At 72.2% G+C, this 21,883-nt stretch carries 14 protein-coding genes; 4 read left to right on the forward strand and 10 right to left on the reverse strand.

Annotation, left to right across the window (positions count from 1 at the left end; translation table 11 throughout):
• Positions 1 to 4,958, reverse strand: a 4,958-nt coding sequence (locus tag IEZ12_RS22350) for a CLIPPER-2 domain-containing protein (RefSeq protein WP_189273994.1), incomplete at its 3' end; no start/stop codon positions are given.
• A 437-nt stretch (positions 4,959 to 5,395) separates the two neighbouring features.
• Between IEZ12_RS22350 and IEZ12_RS22355 the strand changes: the two genes are divergently transcribed.
• Positions 5,396 to 5,653, forward strand: a complete 258-nt coding sequence (locus tag IEZ12_RS22355; RefSeq protein WP_189273995.1) for a hypothetical protein — start codon at positions 5,396 to 5,398, stop codon at positions 5,651 to 5,653.
• 197 nt (positions 5,654 to 5,850) lie between these two features.
• On the opposite strand, the gene IEZ12_RS22360 is transcribed toward IEZ12_RS22355, so the two are convergent.
• The 3 genes from IEZ12_RS22360 to IEZ12_RS22370 form a co-directional block, all read right to left on the reverse strand.
• Entirely contained in the window at positions 5,851 to 7,038 is a 1,188-nt protein-coding gene (locus IEZ12_RS22360) for a serine hydrolase domain-containing protein (RefSeq protein WP_229847779.1), read from the reverse strand.
• Between the two features lie 131 nt (positions 7,039 to 7,169).
• Positions 7,170 to 7,499, reverse strand: a complete 330-nt coding sequence (locus IEZ12_RS22365) for a hypothetical protein (RefSeq protein WP_189273999.1) — start codon at positions 7,497 to 7,499, stop codon at positions 7,170 to 7,172.
• 105 nt (positions 7,500 to 7,604) lie between these two features.
• On the reverse strand, positions 7,605 to 8,192 hold the full coding sequence (locus tag IEZ12_RS22370) for a TetR/AcrR family transcriptional regulator (protein WP_189274001.1): 588 nt from the start codon (positions 8,190 to 8,192) through the stop codon (positions 7,605 to 7,607).
• A 115-nt stretch (positions 8,193 to 8,307) separates the two neighbouring features.
• Here IEZ12_RS22370 and IEZ12_RS22375 point away from each other — a divergent pair, with 115 nt between their 5' ends.
• On the forward strand, positions 8,308 to 9,711 hold the full coding sequence (locus IEZ12_RS22375; RefSeq protein ID WP_189274003.1) for an amidase: 1,404 nt from the start codon (positions 8,308 to 8,310) through the stop codon (positions 9,709 to 9,711).
• 35 nt (positions 9,712 to 9,746) lie between these two features.
• Here IEZ12_RS22375 and IEZ12_RS22380 read toward each other — a convergent pair whose 3' ends face one another.
• The 4 genes from IEZ12_RS22380 to IEZ12_RS22395 all read right to left on the reverse strand — a co-directional run bounded on the left by IEZ12_RS22380 (position 9,747) and on the right by IEZ12_RS22395 (position 14,088).
• Positions 9,747 to 10,184, reverse strand: a complete 438-nt coding sequence (locus IEZ12_RS22380; RefSeq protein WP_189274005.1) for a hypothetical protein — start codon at positions 10,182 to 10,184, stop codon at positions 9,747 to 9,749.
• A gap of 146 nt (positions 10,185 to 10,330) precedes the next feature.
• Entirely contained in the window at positions 10,331 to 12,292 is a 1,962-nt protein-coding gene (locus IEZ12_RS38875) for a putative Ig domain-containing protein (RefSeq protein WP_229847781.1), read from the reverse strand.
• Positions 12,293 to 12,702: 410 nt separating this feature from the next.
• The gene (locus tag IEZ12_RS22390) at positions 12,703 to 13,272 is read right to left on the reverse strand and encodes a C40 family peptidase (protein WP_189274007.1); all 570 of its coding nucleotides are present in this window, start codon (positions 13,270 to 13,272) and stop codon (positions 12,703 to 12,705) included.
• A 42-nt stretch (positions 13,273 to 13,314) separates the two neighbouring features.
• Entirely contained in the window at positions 13,315 to 14,088 is a 774-nt protein-coding gene (locus IEZ12_RS22395; RefSeq protein ID WP_189274009.1) for a glycoside hydrolase family 25 protein, read from the reverse strand.
• 283 nt (positions 14,089 to 14,371) lie between these two features.
• Here IEZ12_RS22395 and IEZ12_RS22400 point away from each other — a divergent pair, with 283 nt between their 5' ends.
• The gene (locus IEZ12_RS22400; protein WP_189274011.1) at positions 14,372 to 18,133 is read left to right on the forward strand and encodes an nSTAND1 domain-containing NTPase; all 3,762 of its coding nucleotides are present in this window, start codon (positions 14,372 to 14,374) and stop codon (positions 18,131 to 18,133) included.
• Here the strand turns inward: IEZ12_RS22400 and IEZ12_RS22405 are convergent.
• Both IEZ12_RS22405 and IEZ12_RS22410 read right to left on the reverse strand, forming a co-directional pair.
• On the reverse strand, positions 18,112 to 18,693 hold the full coding sequence (locus tag IEZ12_RS22405) for a hypothetical protein (RefSeq protein WP_189274012.1): 582 nt from the start codon (positions 18,691 to 18,693) through the stop codon (positions 18,112 to 18,114). The two genes, IEZ12_RS22400 and IEZ12_RS22405, sit on opposite strands and share 22 nt — an antisense overlap.
• Positions 18,694 to 18,899: 206 nt before the next feature.
• Positions 18,900 to 19,766 carry an NUDIX domain-containing protein gene (locus tag IEZ12_RS22410; RefSeq protein WP_189274014.1) on the reverse strand — a complete coding sequence of 289 codons (867 nt, stop codon included), beginning with the start codon at positions 19,764 to 19,766 and terminating at the stop codon, positions 18,900 to 18,902.
• Between the two features lie 227 nt (positions 19,767 to 19,993).
• On the opposite strand from IEZ12_RS22410, the gene IEZ12_RS22415 reads away from it, so the two are divergent.
• A complete protein-coding gene (locus IEZ12_RS22415) occupies positions 19,994 to 21,757 on the forward strand; it encodes an oleate hydratase (RefSeq protein WP_189274015.1) in 1,764 nt (587 codons plus the stop codon).
• Positions 21,758 to 21,883 lie beyond the last annotated feature (126 nt).

The raw sequence follows: 21,883 nt of genomic DNA on the forward strand, positions 1-21,883 counted from the left end.
TGGCAGAGCGTACTCGCACCCGGGTTCAGCACCACCGTGTCGCAGACCACCGGCGCAATGTGGTCGTCCACAACGCCGAGGTTGTGCACCGTCGCGGTACCGGTGTTCGTCACCGTGTACGTGTACGACACGGTGTCGCCCACGTGGAACGGACCCGCACTGTCGGCGATCTTCTCGATGGTCAACAACGCCTCGCCGACCACCGGGACGGTCACCGAAGCCGACGGGCTCACCACCGTCTGACCCTCGGGGTCGGTGCCCTCGGCGTGAGCCGTGTTGGTCACGTGTCCCGCCGAGACGTCCGCGGCCGTGACGACGTACGAACCGTGGCAGAGCGTGCTCGCGCCCGGATTCAACGCCGTCGCATCACACGTCACCACCGCGACGTGATCGTCCGCGACAGACAGGTTGTGCACCGCCGCCGTACCCGTGTTCGTCACCGTGTAGGTGTAGGAAACCGTGTCACCGACACGGAACGGACCCGCAGAATCCGCCACCTTCTCGATGGCCAACTCGGCCTCGCCCACCACCGGAACGGTCGCCTCACCAGGAGGACTCACCACCGGCCGGTCCTCCGGATCGATGCCGCTCGCGTGAGCCGTGTTGGTCACGTGACCGTTCTGCACATCCGCAGCGGTGACGACGTAGGACCCGTGGCAGAGCGTGCTCTCACCGGCCGACAGCGTCGTCCTGTCACATGTCACCGACCCGATCAGGTTGTCACTCACATCCAGGTCGTACACCGGAGCGGTACCCGCATTGGTCACCGTGTACGTGTAGTTGACGGTGTCACCCACATGGAACGGACCAGCGGAATCCGCCACCTTCGCGATCGTCAGCACCACGTCACCCGCGATGTCGATCGTCGCCTCACCAGGAGGACTCTGCACATCCCGACCCTCGGGATCAGTACCGTGCGCACGAGCAGTGTTCGTCACATGACCCGCGAACACATCCGCCGCCGTAATCACGTAACTGCCGTGGCAGAACGTGCTCTCACCAGGGTTCAGCGTCGTCGCATCACACGTCACCGAAGCGATGTGGTCGTCCGACACCGCCAGATCGTGCACCGCCGCCGTGCCCGTGTTCGTCACCGTGTACGTGTAGTCCACGGTCTCACCCACATGGAACGGACCCGCCGAGTCCGCCGCCTTCTGAATCGTCAGCAGCGCCTCACCGAGGACCGGGACGGTCGCCTCACCAGGAGGACTCACCACCGTCTGTCCCTGCGGGTCCGTGCCTTCGGCGTGGGCCGTGTTCGTCACCTGGCCGGCCGACACATCCGCCGCCGTCACCACGTACGAACCGTGGCAGAGCGTACTCTCGCCCGGATTCAGCGTCGTCGCATCACACGTCACCACAGCGACATGATCGTCCGCGACAGACAGGTTGTGCACCACCGCCGTACCCGTGTTCGTCACCGTGTACGTGTAGGAAACCGTGTCACCGACGTGGAACGGACCAGCAGAATCCGCCACCTTCTCAATCGCCAGCACGGCCTCGCCCACCACCGGAACAGTCGCCTCACCAGGAGGACTCACCACCGGCTGACCCTCGGGGTCGATGCCGCTCGCGTGAGCCGTGTTGGTCACATGGCCGGCCGTGACATCCGCCGCCGTCACGACATACGAACCGTGGCACAGTGTGCTCACGCCCGGGTTCAACGTCGTCGAGTCACACGTCACCGAAGCAACATGGTCGTCGGCCACGGTGAGCGCGTGGACAGCAGCCGTACCGGTGTTCGTCACCGTGTACGTGTAGTTCACGGTGTCTCCGACATGGAACGGACCCGCGGAGTCCGCCGTCTTCTCGATGGCCAGCACGACGATGCCCACCACGGGGACGGTGACCTCACCGGGCGGGCTCTGCACCGTCTGACCCTCCGGGTCGACGCCCTCCGCGTGAGCCGTGTTGGTGACATGACCGGCCGACACATCCGCCGCCGTCACGACATACGAACCGTGGCAGAGCGTGCTCGCACCCGGGTTCAACATCGTCGCACCACACGTCACCACAGCGACGTGGTCATCCGTGACAGACAGGCTGTGCACCGCCGCCGTACCGGTGTTGGTCACCGTGTACGTGTAGTTGACCGTGTCACCGACGTGGAACGGACCAGCACTGTCGGCCGTCTTCTGGATACCCAGCTCGGCCTCGCCCACCACCGGGACGGTCGCGTCGATCTGCGGGCTCTGCACCGGCAGCCCCTCGGGGTCGGTGCCGTTCGCATGGGCCGTGTTGGTCACATGACCGGCCGTCACATCCGCCGCCGTCACAACATACGAACCGTGGCAGAGCGTGCTCGCACCCGGATTCAACGTCGTCGTGTCGCACGTCACCGACGCGACGTGGTCATCGGTCACGGTCAGCGCGTGGACAGCGGCCGTACCCGTATTGGTCACCGTGTACGTGTAGTTGACGGTCTCACCCACGTGGAACGGACCCGCGGAGTCCGCCGTCTTCTCGATGGCCAGCACGGCGACGCCCACCACCGGGACGGTGACCTCACCGGGCGGGCTCTGCACCGTCTGGCCCTGCGGGTCGAGGCCGGTGGCGTGGGCCGTGTTGGTCACGTGGCCGGCCTGCACATCTTCAGGAGTGATGACGTACGAACCGCGGCAGAGCGTGCTCTGACCCGGGTTCAGCTCCACCGTGTCGCAGCTCACCGGCGCGATGTGGTCGTCCACGACGCCGAGGTTGTGCACCGTCGCGGTACCGGTGTTGGTCACCGTGTACGTGTACGACACGGTGTCACCCACATGGAACGGACCCGCGGAGTCCGCCGTCTTCTCGATGCCCAGCTCGGCGACGCCGGCGACGGGCAGTGTCACTTCTTCCGGCGGGCTGACGACCTGTTCGCCCAGCGGATTGCTGCCCACGGCCTGGGCTCTGTTGGTGAGTTGGCCGAGTGCCAGGTCGGCCTCGGTGACGAGGTAGGCGGCGTGGCAGAGGGTGCTCTGGCCGGGGTTGAGTGTGGTGGTGTCGCAGGTGACGTCCGCCGAGTGGTCGTCGCTGACGAAGACGTTGTCGAGTACGGTCCGGCCGGTGTTCGTCACGGTGTACGTGTAGTGCACGGTGTCACCGACGTGGACGGGGCCCGCGGTGTCCGCCTCCTTGGCCAGGGCGATCGAGGAGGGGCCGATGACGTCGATCGTCGCCTGGGTCTCCATGGAGTTGATCGGCGTGCCGCCTGCTGTGCCGAACGCGGTTGCGTGGTTGGTGACTTGTCCCACATCCGCGTCTTCCGTCGTGACCACGTAGGTGCCGTGGCACTTGGTCACGTCGCCGGGGCTGCCGCGGGGGGCGAGGGTGGTGACGTCGCAGGTGATGTTGGTGATCCGGTCGTCCTGGACGTGGACGCCCGTGATCTCGGTGCCGCCCGTGTTGCTCACGATGTACGTGTAGGGGACGGTGTCACCGGCGTGGAACGGCCCGGGAACGTCCACCTGCTTGACGACCTCGATGCCCGGCGGGGCCACCACCGGGATGTCCTCGGAGGACGGTGGCGACGTCACGGGGCCGCCGGGTGTGGTTCCGGTGGCCAGCGCGGTGTTGGCGATGTGGCCGGCGGCCCCGTCCGCGGGGGTGACCACGTAGGTCGCCATGCAGGCGACCGTCTGGCCCACGGCCAGCGTGGTCACCGGGCAGCTGATCCCGCCGATCTTCGGGTCGTTGACCGTCAGATTGTCGATCGGCACGTTCCCGGAGTTGGTGACGACGAAGTCGTAGTCGACCGGGGTGCCGACCGTCAGGTTGGCGGGCAGCGGCCGGTGGACCTGCTTGACCAGGTTGAGCGAGGGCAGCGCCACGGAGGTGCCGATCACCACGTTCCGGATCAGGTGCACGTCGGTGAAGAGGCCCGTGGACCCGGCGAAGCCGAACTTGTAGGTCGACGGGACGGGTTGCGGCGCGGGGGTGGTCAGCACCTGGCGCTCGCCCGCGCCGTCGTTGAAGTCGACGCCGACGGTCAGCACCGGGGACGGCGCCGGGGTCATGCGGACGTGCACCCGGCGGCGGGACGGCTCCAGCAGCGTCTGGGCCTGGGGCGGCGTCACGGCCGGCGGGAGGAACGTCAGCGGGCCCTGCAGGGTGCCCGGCAGGGTGGACGGCCACGGGCCGTTGGTGGTGAAGTTGCTCGTCGTTGCGGTCATGAAGCAGTAGCCCTCGACGCCGTTGCCGGGGCCGCGGACGGTGACCATGTTGTTGCCCGGCGCCGGGATGTGGAATCCGGTGCCGGACGGGGAGCGCTCGCCAGGGGGACAGCCGTTGCCGCGGTGCTCCCAGTCGCCGAAGTAGTTGCCGAGCACGTCGAGCCCGACGCCGAGGTAGCCGCTGTCGACGCCGGGCAGGAACGGGTTGGCGGGGTTGTCGTCGGGCAGCTTCTGCGCGTAGCCGAGGCTGCCGCCGAACGCGCCGGGGTGGGTGAGTGTGACGTCACCGTTGACCAGGAAGAACGAGATTCCGTCGGCCGGGGTGGCGGGCGTCGTGCTGCCGTACTGCCACTGGTCGAAGTGCACGTCCAGACCGGCGCTGGCCGGCAGCGCCTGGTCGAACAGCACCGCGCCGTTCCGGTCGTTGGCGGCGTCGGTGATCCGCAGGTAGCCGAAGGGTGCGCTGTCCAACGGCGGCACCGGCCCCGTCTCCGGGATCGGACAGCCGGTCAGCCGGCGGCCGTCCGGCGGGAGAGGGGTCGTGACGGGTCCGCCGGTCAGGCAGGCCGCGCCGACGGCGACGAACCGCGGGTCCGCGGTCGCACCGGTGAAGTCCTCCTCCAGCAGGGTGGAGGCTCCGGCCCGGACGCTCTCCGGCGGCGCGGCGCGGTGCTGGGTCGGCGCTACGGCCTGGGCGCCCCATGAGGTGCTCAGCCCTGCGGCGGCCAGGCCGACTGCGGCTGCGGCACTGAGGAAGCGGGCCGTGCGGGATCTCGGCCGCCCCGGTCCGCGGAATGGTCTCGTCATGCCTTGACTATGTGCAGCCGCTACACACGGTTATCAGCTTGTACTATTAGTGGACCCGGAGAATCGCTCGGATGCGCGAACCCGGGATGCCGCCCGGGCCACCGACCCTCTGACTCGACATCAGGGGGACGAGGTCGAATGACTGGCTGTCAGGCACACCGGGGAGAGGTCGACCGGTGGCGGGACCGGCACTTCGCGGACCACTGACCGATCGTCGGATCATCTGCCGAGAACCGTCCGCCTGCGCCGGTCGAGCGGCCACTCAGGGGTGAAGCTTCGACCCGCTCCTCCCCTGTCGACACAAGGAGCGCTGACTTTCCGTCAGGACCACATGGGCGCAGGGCCGCATTGCGGGCCCCTGCGGCCCGTGTCGTCCTGGAATCGGCCGGGCCGCCGCTGGGTCCTGCCGCCGCACACCTACTCGGAGGAGATTTCTCATGCGTGCTGTCAAGCGTGTCCTGGCCCTCGGCGCCCTCACCGCCCCCTTGGTGATCGGCTGCGCCGGACTCGCCTCCGCCGACGACTTCGACGCCCACTTCAACAAGTCCCAGTTCATCGCGAACGAGTCCGGCGCCGGATTCGCCAACACGGGCTCCTTCGTCGACGAGGACGGGGTCGAGCACCACGCCTTCTGGGTCTGGGCGGACGACAACGGCGTCTCGGGCTCCTTCCTCGACTCCGGCGCCCACTTCTAGGAACCGGCCCCGGGCCGGGTGTCCGGCGGGGCTCCCCCGCCCTCCGGACAACCTGGCCCGACCCGCCACCCGTACTCGTCGACCCGCGTGTCACGGCCCCTGCGGCCGGCCGACCGCGGGTCGACGCGCGTCCGGAGCCGGCAGCCACTCGGCCAGGAGGACAACTCAGCAGCTCAGCGGCACGGCGGCACAGCGACTCAGCGGCACAGCGCCGCGTCGACCGCGTCGGCCACCCGCTGCCTGGCCTCGGGCGACGGGGCCGCGGTCACCGCGATGTTCGCCGCGCGGCCGTCCTCCGTGACGCCGCCGCGGGTGACGTAGCCGGGGAGGCTGCCGCCGTGGCCCCACGACAGGCCGCCGCAGGGCAGCGGGCGGCTGGCGAGTCCGAGGCCGTAGCGCGCGCCGGGGCCCATGTACTCGGCGGGGACGGTGGTGCGCATCTCTGCGAGCTGGGCCGGGGGCAGCAGTCGACCGCCGATCAGGGCGGCGAAGAAGCGGTTCAGGTCGGTGTTGGTGGAGATCATCGCACCGGCCGCCCAGGCCCAGGACGGGTCCATCTCGGTGATGTCGTACAGCTGGCCGCCGGGCTCCTCGGGCAGCTCGTAGCCGTGCGGGTGGCGCTCGTGGACGGTCATGTCGCCCTGGGCGGGGAAGTAGGTGTGGCGCAGGCCGATCCGGTCGATGACGCGCTTGGTGATCTCCTCGCCGACGGGTCGTCCGGTGACTTTCTGGATGATCAGTCCGGCGATCAGGTATCCGGTGTTGCTGTACTTCCAGCCGTCGCCGGGGGCGAAGTCCGGCCGGTGCGCGAGGGCGATGTCGAGCAGCTCGCGCGGCTCGATGTACTGGTCGGGTCCGGAGAGGTCGACCAGCGGGACGTAGTCCGCCAACCCGCTGGTGTGCTGAAGTATCTGACGGACCGTGATGGTCTTTCCGTCGATGCCGTCGCCGTGGATCAGGCCGGGCAGGTAGGTGTCGAGGGAGCCGTCCAGCTGGATCCTGCCCTCCGCGACCAGTTGGAGCACGACGACCGCGACGAAGGTCTTGGTGTTGCTGCCGATCCTGACCTGCCCGTCGACGGGGACCTTCGCGCCGGTGGCGAGGTCGCCGACGCCCGAGGTGTAGTCGCGCGTCCGGCCGTCGCGTCCCCGGACGGCCGCGAGCGCCGCGGGCAGCTTGTCGCCGGCGACCAGTGCGTCCAGCCGCTGCTGGACGATGTCGGCCGGCCTGGCCTCGGCGGAGGCCGTGGCAAGCGCGGCGGAGGCCGTGGCGGGCGCGGCGCCGGCGGCGGTCGGGGTGAGCACGCCGAGCAGCAGGGCGCCGGCGGCTACCGGGACGGCGCAGCGGCGGAGGGCGTAACGGCGGTACGGCGGTGGCGGGTTCACGAGGTGCTCCTGGTTCGGGGCGGGCCCGGGGCCGGGCCTGCCGGGTCCGTTCCAGGACATCACGCGACTTTGCGGTGCGCCGTCACCATCGAGAAGGACTGTCCCGGGGCGGCCGTCGTCCTGACGGTGTATCAGGAATCCTGATCCGGAGCGATGCCGGACAGGTGCAGGGTGAACGGCGAGCCGGGCTCGGTGGGGGTCCAGCCCCGGGCGCGTGCGGTGCGGATTCCGGTGGCGACTTCGCGCGGCAGGACGAGGTCGACGGGCGCGAGGTCGGGGTGGAGGCGGGCCGGGCGGCCGGTCTCCACGACGAGGGTGGCCCCGGGGCGGGTCGCGTGTTCGGCGACGTAGCCGAGGGTGTGGCCTTCGTAGTCGCAGCAGAGGTGCCGCCGGCTGACGTGCCAGCGGTATTCGACGCCGTCGACGACGATGCGGCGGGTGCCTCTGCGGGCCAGTGCCACGGTGGTTCCTCCCAGGTCGGCGGGTATGCGGGTGCCAGGCCGGTGTCCGGGGGCCGCGTGCGGGTGTCACGGGCTCCTGCGGTGCTTCGGCGGAGAGTTGGGAGCCTACTCGCCGGGGTGGGCCCAGAGGCGGGACAGGTGGGCGTGCAGGAGGTGTTCGGCTTCCGCGGGGGTGCGCTGGCCGATCAGGACGTGGGCGGTGAGACCGTCGGTGAGGGCGAGCAGGGTGTGGGCGTGGTGGGCGGGGTCAGGGGTGTCGACGGCGTCGGCGATCAGGTCGGTGAGCAGGGTTTCCAGGTCGGTGTAGCTGGTGCGCAGGCCGGCGGCGAGGGCGGGGTCGACGGCGGCGGCGGCGAGGAAGGCCAGCCAGGTGCGGGCCTGGGCGCGGTGACGGGTCTTCAGCAGGGCGATCTCGTGGGCGAGGTGGCCGACGGTGCTGGCCGGGGACTGCGCGGGGGCGGCGCGCAGGCGGGCGTGGGCGCGGGCGGTGACCTGGTGGCCGATGTGGGCGAGGGCGAACTGCAGCATCTCGCCCTTGGTACGGAAGCAGCGCTGGACGGCGCCCATGGAGACGTCGGCGCGGGCGGCGACGTCGCGGAGGGTGGCGGCTTCCAGGCCCTGTTCGTCGATCAGGGCGCAGACGGCGTCGGCGATCAGGCGTCGGCGTTCGTCGTGGTCCACCTGCTTGGGCATCTGCTGCGGCCTCCCGGGCGACGGCTTTATTCGATGCGAGTGTATCGGTTCGTGGGCTAGGGTGCGGTCCTGTTCCGATGCGACCGCATCGGAACGGCTGAGGAGGTCAGAACCCATGTGGAAGCTTTCCGCCGGCGCTCTCGCCGCTGCCGTCCGGGCGGGCGAGGTGTCCGCGCTCGACGTGATGGACGCCCATCTCGATCGGATCGCCGCGGTGAACCCGCGGATCAACGCCGTCACCCAGCTGTTCGGCGACCGGGCCCGGGCCGAGGCCCGCCGGATCGACCGGCGCCGGGCCGCCGGCGAGGAGCTCGGGCCGCTGGCCGGCGTGCCGTTCACGGTGAAGGAGTGCATCCGGGTCGAGGGGTACCCGACCACCTTCGGCATCCGGCGGTTCGCCGACCTGACGGCCCGGGCCGATGCGATTCCGGTGGCCCGGCTGCGCGCCGCGGGGGCGGTCCCGATCGGCCACAGCAACATGCCGTCGCTGATCCTCTCCGGCATGCACACCCGCAGCGAGCTGTACGGCGACACGCTGAACCCGTGGGACGCGGGGCGGACGCCCGGCGGCACCAGCGGCGGCGACGGGGCGGCGGTCGCCACCGGGATGGCCGCGCTCGGGCTGGGCGACGACTCGGGCGGCTCGATCCGCATCCCGGCCTCGTTCTGCGGCGTCGCGGCGCTGAATCCGACCGCCGGACGGTTCGCCGCCGACCAGCGGATGCTGGGCCCGGACGATCCCGGCCCGGCGTCGCAGATCCTGGTCACGGACGGTCCGTTGGCCCGGACGGTGGCCGATCTGCGGCTGGCGTTCGAGTGCCTGGCGGGGCCCGACCCGCGTGACCCGCGGGCCGTCCCCGCACCGCTGTACGGCCGTCCGGTCGACGGTCCGGTGAAGGTCGCGGTGGTCGCCGACCCGGGCGGGCGCGGCGTGCACCCGACCGTCCGGCGCGCGGTCGAGCGGGCCGCGGCGGCGCTGGCCGAGGCGGGGTACGACGTCCGCGAGGTGCCCGACGTGCCCCGGTTCGACGAGGCGTACGACGCCTTCCACCAGCTGACCGTCGCGGAGTTCACGCCGTCCTGGCCGGTGGTCCGTCAGCTGCTCGGCGCGGGCGGCGACCGCTTCATCGACTTCGCGATGCGCCGCACGCCGCAGCTCGACGCGGCCGGGCTGATCGCCCTGATGGGCACCTGGATGAACATCCGCCGCTCGTGGGCGGAGTTCCTGGCGGAGTACCCGCTGCTGCTCGGTCCGGTCTTCGCCGAGCCGCCGGTCGAGCCCGGGCTGGAGTCCCGCGACCAGGAGAGCCGGGACCGGGTCGCGTCCGCCATGCGGCTGTGCTCGCTGACCAGTTTCGTCGGCGCCCCGGCGGTGGCCGTGCCCACCGGGCCGGCCGACGGCCTGCCGACGGGCGTGCAGCTGGTGGGCCGGCCGTTCCGCGAGGACCTCTGCCTCGCCGCCGCCCAGCAGCTGGAGGACCGGCTCGGCGTCCTCTCTCCCGTCGAACCGCTCTTCTGACGAGCCGTCATCGAGCCCGACGGGCGCTGCGGTCGTCAGCGGGCGGCGATGTCCACGTCGACGGTGTAGTCCTGCTGGCCGGGCGGGCAGGGTCGGGCCTCGCCGCAGCTGGTGCGGTGGGCGGTCACCCGGGCCGAGCCGGCGGTGCGGGCGGTGAAGGCGGTGGTGACGGTGCCGCAGCCGCTGCCGGGACGGCAGGAGGGCGCGGCGGCGGTGGTGGGCTGTCCGGCGGGGGCGAGCAGGCCGGGGTCGGTGCTGGTGGCGGGCGACCAGTAGGTGCTGTGGAGTTCGGTGCGGACGGTGGTGCCGGGGGCGACGGTGATCCGGGTGCGGTCGGCGGACTCGTCGAGCACCACGAGGCCGGGCGCGGGGTGCGCAGCGGGGCTCGCGACGGTGGCAGCCGACCCGCAGCCGCTCAGTGCGACGAGGGCGAGCAGGGCTGCGGCGGCGGTTCTGCGGGGCTTCGGTGTCATGGCTGGGCTCCGGATCTCTGAACGGGTCGGGTCGGGCGGGCAGGGATGGGACGCGGCGGCGGCCGTGTCGGATCCGCTGTGCGCAACGGCGCCGGGGCGGGCCCGCAGTGGGCCCGCCCCGGCGCCCCCGAGGGGGTGGTGCCGCGTCAGGAGACGTTGAGCGCGGTGTCGTCGATCACGAAGCTGGTCTGCAGCGAGGCGTCCTCGGTGCCGGTGAACTTCAGGGTGACGCTCTGGCCGGCGTAGGACGAGAGGTCGAAGGACTTCTGGACGTACCCGGTGGCGGCGTTCGCGTTGGAGTAGGTCGCCAGGGTGGTGGAGTTGGCCTGGACGGTCAGCTTGTCGTAGGCCGTGGTGCCGGTCTCGGCGGTGTCGACGTGCAGCCAGAAGCTGAAGGTGGCCTTGCAGCCGGCCGGGATGGCCACGGTCTGCGAGACGGTGTCGGTGTGGGCCGAGCCGTAGCCGTTCATCCAGGCCTTCCAGGAGCCGCTGTGGGCGGCCTCGGAGGCGGAGTTGTCGACCACGCCGGTGCTGGTGGTCCACGGGGCGGCGGTGCCGGTCTCGAAGCCGGCGTTGCCGAGCAGCTGGCCTGCGGTGCAGGTGCCGCCGCCGCTGCCGGCCTCGGTCCAGCCGAAGCTGGTGGAGCCGGCCGCGCCGGTGGTGTCGGTGGCGGTGACCGTCACCGAGGAGGTGCCCGCGGCGGTCGGGGTGCCGGAGATCAGGCCGGTCGAGGAGTTGATGCTCAGGCCGGCCGGCAGGCCGGTGGCCGCGTAGGTCAGGGTCTGGCCGGACGCCGAGTCGGTGGCCCGGATCTGCAGGCTGGCGGCGGTGCCGACGGTGCCGCTCTGGCTGCCGGGGTTGGTCACCGTGACGGTGTTGGTGGTGCCGCCGCCGTGGGTGAGGATGGCGTGCGTGATGGCGCAGGAGTTGGTGTCGTTCGACCAGCTGGCCTGCTCGGCGAAGGTGCCGAACGAGCCGAAGCTGACGTTGGCGGCGCCGCCGGCGGTGCCGGGCTGCAGCCAGGCGCACTCGTCGGAGTTCTCCTGGCCGTTGTACGAGGAGCCGGAGACGTGGTTGGTCCAGCCGCCGGCCGGGTTCTGGTCGGACATCATCTCGTGCCACTCGTGGCCGAGGGTCATCGTCCAACCGTCCAGGGTTCCGGGCGAGTTGACGAAGCCGACGCCGCAGGAGGAGCCCATGTCGATGTTGTACGGCTGGTTGGAGAACGCGATGTCGCCGTACGAGGAGCTGACGGCGCCGCCGGTCAGCGTGGTGTCGCCGTTCCAGTCGTGCCAGGCGCAGTAACCCTGGGTCGGGCTCTTGTAGTTGTCCGGGTTGGTGCCCTTCGGGGACAGCACCACGTAGTACGCGTCGCGGTTGGCCGCGGCCGTGGTGTTGCCGAAGTGGGCGGCCGCGTTGACGGCTTCGACGCCGAGCTGGTGGCCGGTGGAGGAGGCCGGGGAGGCGCCCGTGTTGTCGTACCAGACGCCGGAGAGCACGCCGCCGGTCTGGTACGGGATGAACGCGGCGTTCGCCGGGCAGCTGACCGCGCCGGAGGCCACGTTCGGGCCGTCGCACCACTGGGTGAGGTCGGCCGACCAGGTCTCGCCGTTGGTGCCGATGCCCTTGAACATGTTCTGCGCGGCCTGCGCGGCGCCCGCCGTGTCGTTGGAGAACGTCAGGTTGCCGTTGGCGTCGGTGCCCTGGGTGCCCCACTGGGTGCCGTAGAACACCAGGTACACCTTGGAGTGGCCGCTCTGCACGCCGATGCCGTCGACGCCGCCGCCGTACGACAGGGTCTGCTGGCCGGTGGCCGCGGCCTGCGGCTGGTTCGCGACGAGCTGCTGCTTCTGCTTCGCGTACTGCTTCATGCCCGGGATGGTGCTGTCGGTGAGCGCCGGGCTGAACGGGTTGAACTCGTTCGAGATGCCGCCGGTTCCGGCGGACCCGTGGTGGGCCTGGCCGGAGACCGACGCGGACGCGGCGGCCGGCTGCGGGGTGGAAGCGTTCGCCGGGGTCGCCGCGGCGGCTATTCCGGCGGCGGCGATCACGAGCGAGGCGGCGCCGGTCAGCGCCGCCAGCCTCGACCGCATGGCAGTGGGGGACATTCCCATGTGTGGGGGGCCTCTCTCGTCCGGCCGCCCGCACCTCGGTGGGGCGCGGCGCGGCCGATGAACCTGGGGGCAGGGAACGGAACGGTCGGGAACGAATACCGGCACCGGATTTCTCCGCGCCCGCTTTTCTGACTGTCCGCGGCCAGAAGCAAAGCAGAGCCGCTGACGGGCAGTCAACGGCACCGGATAAGGAAATCTTCAGGATCTGCATCTGCGCAGGTCGCGCGGCATTTCGGGCCGAAGTTTCAACTCCTCTTGGCATTAACAGTTTTCAACTTGGCATCCCTGTTCTTGGCACTTCGGGTGGAATTCACTACCGCCCCTTTGCGAGATTTTTTGAATTCCGGACGGAAAAGAGCCCGGCCGCCGGGGATCCCCGACGGCCGGGCGCGGTGCGCGGATTGTCAGTCCGTCAGGTTGACCGGGCGGTAGGCGTGGTAGTTGTCGCCGCCCTTGAGGCCGTAGGTGTGCGAGGCGTGCCGGGTGCCGACGCCGCCGGCCTGCTCGTAGGCGTGGTACGAGGTGTGCTTGCCGTTGTCCCAGCTGTCGAAGATGACGACGTGCCGGTGGTCGGGGTCGCTGCTGTTGGCCTTGATGACCAGGTCGCCCTGCCGCAGTTCGGACATCTTGATCGCCTTGGTCCAGCCGTCGTTCTTCAGTGCGACGGTGTTCGGGCCGGACTTGGGCAGGCGCAGCGCCATCGAGGCGTAGCCGGAGCAGTCCTGCCGGTAGCCGTCCGACCAGGTCTCCTTCTGGCTGTAGGGGACGGGCTTGCCGTTGTTGGCTGTCAGCCAGACCTTGGCGCGGCGGATCTCCTCGGCGCGGCTGAGCTTCGGGGCGTCGGCGGCCCGCAGGCCCTGCGCCCGGGTGGTGCCGGTGTCGGTGACGGGGGCGGCGACGGCGGGGGCGCCGAGGAGGAGCGCGCCGAGCAGGGCGAGGGCGGGGGCGGCGGTCCAGCGGTGGGTGCGGTTCATGACGGGGTGTCCTTTCCGGGGGTGCGGGGTGCTGAGGGTCGGTCAGTTCTGGTGGGCGAGGCGGCGCAGCGCGGCGCGGTCGCCGTGGAAGACGTCGGCGTCCATCGGGTGGCCGACGGTGCCGGGGATCTCGGCGTGGTTGCTGTGCTGCCAGAAGTCCCAGGCGGTGGCGCCGGGCAGCGGGCGGGGTTCGGTGCTGCCCCAGCGGGCGAGCCAGCCGGGGTGGGCAGCGAGGTCCTTGATTCCGCGAAGGCACTGCTCGGCGATGCCGTTGCGGGTGTAGACGGCGGGTGCGGTGCCGGTGGCGTGTTCGACGCGCTGGAGGAAGGCCTTGACCTGGGCGGGTTCGAGGGGGTGGCCGTCGCGGGCGCACTCCTCGATGTCCACGGCGGGCGGCAGTTCGCCGGGCCTGCCGCCGGTGTGGCCGGCGGCGCGGAGGGCGTCGAGGAAGTGGTCGGCCTGGGCGGCGCCGTCCTGGTCGGGGCGGTAGTAGTGGTAGGCGCCGTGGATCAGGTGCACGGAACGGGCGCCGTCCAGGTCGGGGGTGAACCAGCGGTCGGCGGTGCCGGTGCCTTCGGTGGCCTTGAGGTAGACGAACTGCCGGCCGCCACGGACGATCGCCGGCCAGTCGTAGGCCCGTTCGCCGTTCTTGGTCTCGTGGTTGTAGTGGGAGCTGTCGAAGCCGTGGACGGCGTAGGCCTGCGGGCCGTCGGCGGCGTCGGCGACGGTGGCCGGGCCGAGCGCGGGGAGGGCCAGGGCGAGGGCCGCGACGGCGAGGGCGGTGGCGCGGCGCAGCGTGGCGGGGATGGGCGTCACGTCGGGTTCTCCTCGTGGAGCGTGGTGACCGGGCGTCAGGGTGGCTGGTGCGGCCGGTGGTTGTCCCGGCCCCGATGACAGCGTTGCCCACCGGCCGCCGCGCGCGCACCGGTTGCCTGTTGTCGTCCGGGCCCGGCACCTCGACAACCCCTCCGGCCTGCGGTTTCACTCGAACCGGGGGGCCGTCGCGGTGTCGCGTGTCCGGTGTCGGGCGGGCTCGTTGGGTGGGGTGGAGTCGACGGAGGCGGGGTCTGCGGTGCACACCGAGGGCGATCGTGGGCGGGTGCCCGGCCAGAGCGGGCCGGCGGCGGAGGGCGGCGCGTTCGGGGCGGTGCTGCGGGAGCGGCGGCGCTCGGCCGGGTTCTCGCAGGGGGATCTGGCCCGTCGGGTGCATTACGACAAGAGCCACATCAGCAAGGTCGAGAGCGGCGACAAGCCGCCCACCGCGGATTTCGCCCGGGCCTGCGACCGGGCGTTGCGGACGGGCGGCGCGCTGCTGGAGTTGGCGGTGCGCGGGCAGTGCCCGTATCCGGGGCTGGCGAGTTTCCGGGCGGAGGACGAGCGCTGGTTCCACGGTCGGGACCGGGCGCGCGCGGAGTTGCTGGGGCTGCTGGGCGAGCGGTCGGCGGACCGGGGCGGTCCGGTCGTGGTGGTGGGGCCGTCGGGTGCGGGCAAGTCCTCGCTGCTGCGGGCGGGTCTGGTGCCGGCGTTGCGGCGCGGCGCGCTGCCGGGCCTGGGCACCGTCGACGCGGAGGTGTTCTCCCCCACCGCGGAGCCGTTGGCGCGGCTGTCGGCGCTCGCCGGGGGCGTCTGCCCGGTGTGGATCGTCGACCAGGCCGAGGAGTTGTTCACGCTGTGCGCCGATCCCGGTGAGCGGCGGGCGTTCCTGGACCGGCTGTGCGAGGAGGCCGGGCCGGACGGGGGCCGGCTGGTGGTGCTGGGCCTGCGGGCGGATCTGTACGGGCATCTGTTGGCGCATCAGGGCGTGTTGGCGGCGGTGCGTCGCGGCCAGTCGGCGCTGGGGCCGATGAGTGCGGAGGAGCTCGGCCGGGCGATCACCGCGCCGGCCCGCACCGCCAGGCTGGAGCTGGAGCCGGGCCTGCTGGAGGTGCTGCTGGCGGACCTGGGCCTGGACGGCGCCCGGGACGGGCCCGCCTACGACCCGGGGGCGCTGCCGCTGCTGGCGCACGCGCTGCACGCGATGTGGCAGCAGCGCACCGGCCGGGCACTGTCGTTGGCGGGCTATCGGGCGATCGGCGGGCTGCACGGTGCGGTGGCGCTGACCGCCGAGCGGGCCTGGTCGCGGCTGGACGAGCCGGCCCGGGCGACGGCCCGCCGGGTGCTGCTGCGGCTGGTCCATCTCGGCCCGGACGGTCAGGTCTCGCGGCGGCGCGCCGAGTCGGCGCAGCTGGCGGCGGCCGACGCCGACCCGCTGCGGGTGGAGCGGGTGCTGGCGTCCTTCGCGGACGACCGGCTGCTCACCCTGGACGCGTCCGGGGCGACGCTCTCCCACGAGGCGCTGCTGCGGGCCTGGCCCCGGTTGCGCGGCTGGATCGAGGCGGGCCGGGACGAGTTGAGGCTGCATCAGCAGCTCTCCCAGGACGCCGAGTCGTGGGCGGCGTCGGGCCGGGAGGACGCCCTGCTGCCCCGGGGCAGCCGACTGGAGGCGGTCGGGGCCTGGGCGGCATCCGCCGGCGGGCGCGGCCTGGCGCCGGTGGAGCGGGAGTTCCTGGCCGCCGCCGCGCACCGCGCCGACCGGGAGCGGCGGGCGGAGCGCCGCCGGATCCGGACCCACCGTCGGCTGGCGGGCGCTCTCGCCCTGCTGCTGGTCACCGCGGTGCTGGCCGGCGGGCTGCTGTGGCAGGAGCACCGTCGGGTGGTGTGGGCGGCGGACGGCCGCAGCGCGCTGACGCTGCTCACGGAGGCGCAGCGCAGTGCGACCCGCGATCCGTACGCGGCGCTGCTGCAGTCGGTGTCGGCGCGCCGGATCACCGGGGCGGGCATCCCGGAGCTGCGCCGGGCGGCGGACGACGCGGTGCTGAGCACCCAGGGCCAGTACCTGGCGGGCCGGATCCCGGGGTTCGGGTTCGGCGTGAACGGGTTGGCGCTGAGCCCGGACGGGCGGCTGGTCGCCACGGGCGACTCGCAGGGCCGGGTGACGCTGTGGGACACCGCGACCACCGCCCGGGTCGCGGAGCTCCAGGGGGAGGTCGGGCACCCGGTGCAGGACCTGGAGTTCAGCCCGGACGGAGCGGTGCTGGCCGCCGCGCTCACGGGCGACGAGCGGCGCCGGATCCTGCTGTGGCGGGTCGCCGACCGGATGCCGCTGCCCGCCCCGGTGATGCCCGTGAACGACCGGGGCGCGCCTGCCCAGGCCAAGCGCCTGGCGTTCAGCCGCGACGGCGCACTGCTGGCGGCGGGTTCGGCCGACCGGGCGCTGCCGGGGCAGGTGTGGGTGTGGCGGACGGACGCGGGCGCGGCCCCGCCGGTGCGGACGCTGGCGGGCCACACGGGGGCGGTCCAGGGCCTGGCGTTCGGCGCCGGTCACCGGTTGGCCTCGGCGGACGTCGGCGGCGCGGTGCTGGTGCGGGACGTGGACGCGCTGCCGCGCCCGGACGATGCTGCGCCGGTGGTGTTCGCGGGCCGCTCGCCGTCGCCCCGGTCGTTGGCGTTCGCGGCGGGCGGCGGGCTGCTGGCGGTGGGCAGCGAGCAGGGCGGCATCCGGCTGTGGCGTCCGCCCGCCGACGCGCCGTCAACGGGCGGGCCGGGTACGGACGGTGAGCCGCAGCAGTGGGACGCCGTCGACCTGCCGGGCCGTCATGTCGGGCCGGTGGACGCGCTGGATCTGACGCCGGACGGCACCACGCTGGTGTCCGCGGGCGCCGACCGCACGGCCCTGGTGTGGGAGGTGGCGACCCGCCGGGTGGCGGCCGAGCTGCGCGGCCATCCGACCCTCCTGCTGGGGGTGGCGGTCGGCGCCGACGACCGCACGGTCGTCACCTCGGCCGGGGTCACCGCGCCGTCCGGCAGCGTGCTGATCTGGGACTTGCGGCGCGGCACCGATCTGGCGCCGTGGCTGGAGCATCCGCGGGTCACGGCCGTCGCCGTGGCCGGGAACCGGGCGGCGCTCGGGACGGCCGACGGGCGGTTCGCCCTGTGGGACGTCGGCGGGCCGGTGCCGCGGCCGATCGCCGTCTCGGGGCCGTCGGGCAGCGCGGTGACGGGGCTGGCCTTCGACCGGGCCGGCCGCACGGTGGCGAGCGCCACGGTCGGGGCGGTTCAGGTCCGCGATGCGGCCAACGGGGCGGTGCGGGCCTCGCTGCAGGTGGCCGGCCGGGTGTCGGCGGTGGCGCTCAGCCCCGACGGGTCGCTGCTGGCGGTGGGTACCAGGAGCGGCGAGGTGCGGCTCGGCCCGCCGGACGGCTCGCCGCTGCGGGTGCGTCGGACCGCCAGTGAGGACCGCGTCAGCGACCTGGTGTTCCTGGGCGACGGCGGGGAGTTGGCGTTCACCGGCGACTCCCGGCGCGTCCGGCTGCTCACCGTCGCCGATCCGGGCGGGCCGGTCCGGCAGAGCGCCTTCGAGCACCTGGACCTGGTGTACCGACTGGCCGTCAGCCCGGACGGCCGCTACCTGGCCACCGCCGGCAAGGACAGGCTGGTGCACGTGTGGGACACCCGCACCGGCGAACGGCGGGAGCCGGACCCGTACCGGTCGGACGACGACACGGTGCTGGCGCTGGCCTTCACCGGGGACGGCCGGACCCTCGCCACGGTGGGCCGCGAGGGCCGGCTGCGCCTGTGGGATCCCGCCCGTCCGAACGCCCCGGTCGTCACCCTCACCGGCCCGGCGCAGGCCCTGAACGGCCTCGCGTTCCTGCCCGACGGCCGGGCGCTGGTCGGCGGCGACGACGGCGCCGCGCCGCTGTGGAGCCTCGTCCCCGAGGCCGCGGTGGCGCGGGCCTGTGCCGTGCTGCGCGCCCCGCTGCCCCCCGAGGAGTGGAGTCGGCTGGTGCCGACCGTCGCCTACCGGCCGGGCTGCGGCTGACCCGACGGGCCGTCAGGTCGACGGGACTGGACCAGGGCGACGTAGCGGACGGTGAAGACCATCGGGACGACGAAGCCGGCGATCTGCACCAGCAGGGAGGCGAGCGAGTGGCCGTGGCCGCCGTGGGCGAGGACGGCCAGCACGACTGCGGTGACCGCGAACGCGGCGGTCCACACCGAGGTGATGACGACGTTGACCCGGATGAACGGCTTGAGCGGCCAGATCTCGGGCGGGGTGCTGCGCTTGGCGATACCGAGGGTGAAGGGCTTGCCGATCAGTAGCGAGGTGCCGGCGATGAGGGCGAGGCAGGCGGAGGAGAGCGTCGCGGAGTAGTCGCGGACGCCGGAGTGCGGGTCGGCGAAGGCGATCGCGGCGAGCACGGCGAAGAACAGCGCCGAGCCGAGCTCGATGATCAGCGCGTCGTAGGCGGCGCCGGCCCTGCGCTGCTGGAGGATGACGGCCGCGGCGACGACCAGACCGGCCAGGGCGGCCCACTGCCACTGGGAGGACGGGATCACGGCGAAGACGATCCAGGGCAGGAAGGTGCGCAGGTACGACATTGTGGTGTGGATTCCCCCTCGGTGAAGCGGCCGCTGCGGCCGTGCTGTCGGCAAGCCTATCCACTCGGCACACCGATCACACCGAACCTCCGGACACCGACCATTGACTTTTCGTCAACTCCCTGATCCACCACGGCAGTACGGCCCCGCTTCCGTGACGGAACGTCAGGAACACCCAGGTCCGCGGCGGGGCCGGCGGCGCCCGGTCAGAGGTGGGCCAGGTAGTGCGCCACGTACGGCGGGGTGCGCAGGGCGGGGATCTCCTCCCGGGGCACCAGCCGGATCGCCTGGCCCTCGCCGAGGACGAGGGCGCGTTCGGGCCCGTCGTAGACGGCGTGCAGCACGGTGGTGGTGTCGGCGATCAGCGGGTGCCGCGGTGCGGGCAGCGGGCGCAGCGCGGTGACGGTGATGCCGGCTTCTTCGCGGATTTCGCGGGTGGCGCAGTCGTGGGCGCTCTCGTGGCCTTCGCGCCAGCCGCCGATCGGGGCCCAGTGGCCGGGCCAGGCGATGCCGGGGTGGTCGTCGCGCAGGTTGAGCAGGACGCGGTCGCGGGCGGGGGTGGTGATCAGGACGAGGACGCCTTCGAAGGCGTCGGCGCCGGTGTCGGGGTGTTCGGCGTACAGGGTGGTGCGGGCTCGGCGGGCGCGGTCGACGAGCATCAGTCGGCGGTGGTCCTGGGGGCGCATCCGGTTGCGCCAGCGCCACAGGGTGTCGACGGCCCAGTCGGTGTGCTCGGCGGTGAGGCGGATGCGGTGGAGTCGGTCGTCGTCGAGGGCGCCGCCGTCGAAGACGAAGCCGGTCCTGGCCAGCGGGCGGTCGGCGGCGGGGGCGTGGTGCAGGACGGCGAGCAGGCGGCGCCCGACCGTCAACTGTTCGTTCTCGACGTCGAGTCGGAGGTGTTCACGGGCTCCGCGCAGGGCGGTCTGCCAGGGGGTCTCGCCGGGGGTGCTCTCGCCGCCGGGCAGTTGCCAGCGGTCCGGGTGGCGGGCGGAGCGCAGTTGGAAGGGGTGGCCGTGGCGGTCGGTGAAGTAGAGCGCGCCGTAGCTGGTGGTGACGGCGGTCGGACCGGTCATGGAGGTGTCCTCCTCCTGTCGGCGTGGGCCTGCTGCCGACCCTGCGCAGTGACGCGGCGGGTGTCAATGCCCCGCGCGGAATCGACCGGAGCATCGGGCCGCCCATTTCACCTGAACAGCGCAATGCGGGCATCCCGCCGTGCGCGCCGACATAAGGACGGGTTGGGTGGGACTCGGAGCCGGCGATCTTGGTCGGCCCGGTGGAACGACGGATGAGGGAGCGCGCGATGTACTACAGCAGCGGCAACTACGAGGCGTTCGCACGGCCCCGCAAGCCCGCCGGCGTGGACGACAAGCGGGCGTGGTTCGTGGGTTCCGGGCTGGCGTCGCTGGCGGGCGCTGCGTTCCTGGTCCGGGACGGGCAGATGGCCGGCGAGCGGATCACGATCCTGGAGCAGCAGCGGATCCCGGGCGGCGCGCTGGACGGCATCAAGGAGCCGGAGCGCGGGTTCGTGGTGCGCGGCGGCCGCGAGATGGAGAACCACTTCGAGTGCCTGTGGGACCTGTTCCGTTCGGTCCCGTCGATGGAGATCGAGGGGGCGAGCGTCCTCGACGAGTTCTACTGGCTGAACAAGGACGACCCGAACTTCTCCCTCCAGCGCGTCACCCACCAGCAGGGCCGGGACGCGGGCACCAACGGCCTGTTCGCGCTGACCGACCGGGCGCAGCGGGACCTGATGAAGGTCTTCATGGCGACGCGCGAGGAGATGGAGGGCAAGCGGATCGACGAGGTCTTCGGCGAGGACTTCCTGGCGTCGAACTTCTGGCTGTACTGGCGCACCATGTTCGCCTTCGAGCAGTGGCACTCGGCCCTGGAGATGAAGCTCTACCTGCACCGTTTCGTGCACCACATCGGCGGGCTGCCGGACTTCTCGGCGCTGAAGTTCACCAAGTACAACCAGTACGAGTCGCTGGTGCTGCCGCTGGTGAAGTGGCTGATGGACCACGGTGTGGTGTTCCGGTACGACACCGAGGTCACCGACGTCGACTTCTCCTTCACGGACGGCCGCAAGCAGGCGACGGCGCTGCACTGGATCTCCGGCGGCGAGCGGGGCGGCGTCGAACTGACCGCGGACGACCTGCTGTTCACCACCATCGGCTCGCTGACCGAGAACTCCGACAACGGCGACCAGCACACCCCGGCGAAGCTGGACGAGGGCCCGGCGCCGGCCTGGGACCTGTGGCGGCGGATCGCGGCCAAGCACCCGGACTTCGGCCGCCCGGACGTGTTCGGCGCGCACGTCCCGCAGACCAAGTGGGAGTCGGCGACGGTGACCACGCTGGACCGCCGCATCCCCGAGTACATCCAGAAGGTGTGCAAGCGCGACCCGTTCTCGGGCGGAGTGGTGACGGGCGGCATCGTCACCGTCCGCGACTCGCCCTGGCTGCTGAGCTGGACGGTGAACCGGCAGCCGCACTTCAAGCAGCAGCCGAAGGACCAGATCGTGGTCTGGCTGTACTCGCTGTTCGTGGACGTGCCCGGCGACTACGTGAAGAAGCCGATGCAGGAGTGCACGGGCGAGGAGATCACCCGCGAGTGGCTGTACCACCTGGGCGTGCCGGTCGAACAGATCGACGAGCTGGCGGCGGAGGCGGCCAAGTGCGTGCCGGTGATGATGCCGTACGTCACCTCGTTCTTCATGCCCCGCAAGGCCGGTGACCGTCCGGACGTGGTGCCGCCGGGCGCGGTGAACTTCGCCTTCATCGGCCAGTTCGCGGAGACCACCCGCGACTGCATCTTCACCACCGAGTACTCGGTGCGCACCGGCATGGAGGCGGCCTACCAGCTGCTGGGCGTCGAACGCGGCGTCCCCGAGGTCTTCGGCTCGACCTACGACGTCCGCGCCCTCCTCAACGCGGCCAGCCGCCTGCGCGACGGCAAGCCGGTGTCCCTCCCCGGCCCGCACGTCCTCCGCAAGCGGCTGAACGCCCGGCTGGAGACCTCGGAGATCGGCGAACTGCTGAGCGAGTACAACCTGCTGCCGGAGTAGCACCACCGACCACGGGTGCCCCGGGCCACTGCGGCCCGGGGCACCGTTGCGTCCACTCGACGGCGAACGCGCCGCACAGCTCGGGGTCGGAGGAGTGCGGGGTGCGCATCGGGGCATTCTGCCGCC

The sequence above is a fragment of the Kitasatospora griseola genome (assembly GCF_014648555.1).
Taxonomy (GTDB): domain Bacteria; phylum Actinomycetota; class Actinomycetes; order Streptomycetales; family Streptomycetaceae; genus Kitasatospora; species Kitasatospora griseola.

Coding starts and splice junctions, on each gene's coding strand:
- IEZ12_RS22355 (WP_189273995.1), top strand. CDS start 5,396: ATGCGTGCTGTCAAGCGTGTCCTGGCCCTCGGCGCCCTCACCGCCCCC.
- IEZ12_RS22370 (WP_189274001.1), bottom strand. CDS start 8,192: ATGCCCAAGCAGGTGGACCACGACGAACGCCGACGCCTGATCGCCGAC.
- IEZ12_RS22375 (WP_189274003.1), top strand. CDS start 8,308: ATGTGGAAGCTTTCCGCCGGCGCTCTCGCCGCTGCCGTCCGGGCGGGC.
- IEZ12_RS22380 (WP_189274005.1), bottom strand. CDS start 10,184: ATGACACCGAAGCCCCGCAGAACCGCCGCCGCAGCCCTGCTCGCCCTC.
- IEZ12_RS38875 (WP_229847781.1), bottom strand. CDS start 12,292: ATGTCCCCCACTGCCATGCGGTCGAGGCTGGCGGCGCTGACCGGCGCC.
- IEZ12_RS22390 (WP_189274007.1), bottom strand. CDS start 13,272: ATGAACCGCACCCACCGCTGGACCGCCGCCCCCGCCCTCGCCCTGCTC.
- IEZ12_RS22405 (WP_189274012.1), bottom strand. CDS start 18,693: ATGTCGTACCTGCGCACCTTCCTGCCCTGGATCGTCTTCGCCGTGATC.
- IEZ12_RS22410 (WP_189274014.1), bottom strand. CDS start 19,766: ATGACCGGTCCGACCGCCGTCACCACCAGCTACGGCGCGCTCTACTTC.
- IEZ12_RS22415 (WP_189274015.1), top strand. CDS start 19,994: ATGTACTACAGCAGCGGCAACTACGAGGCGTTCGCACGGCCCCGCAAG.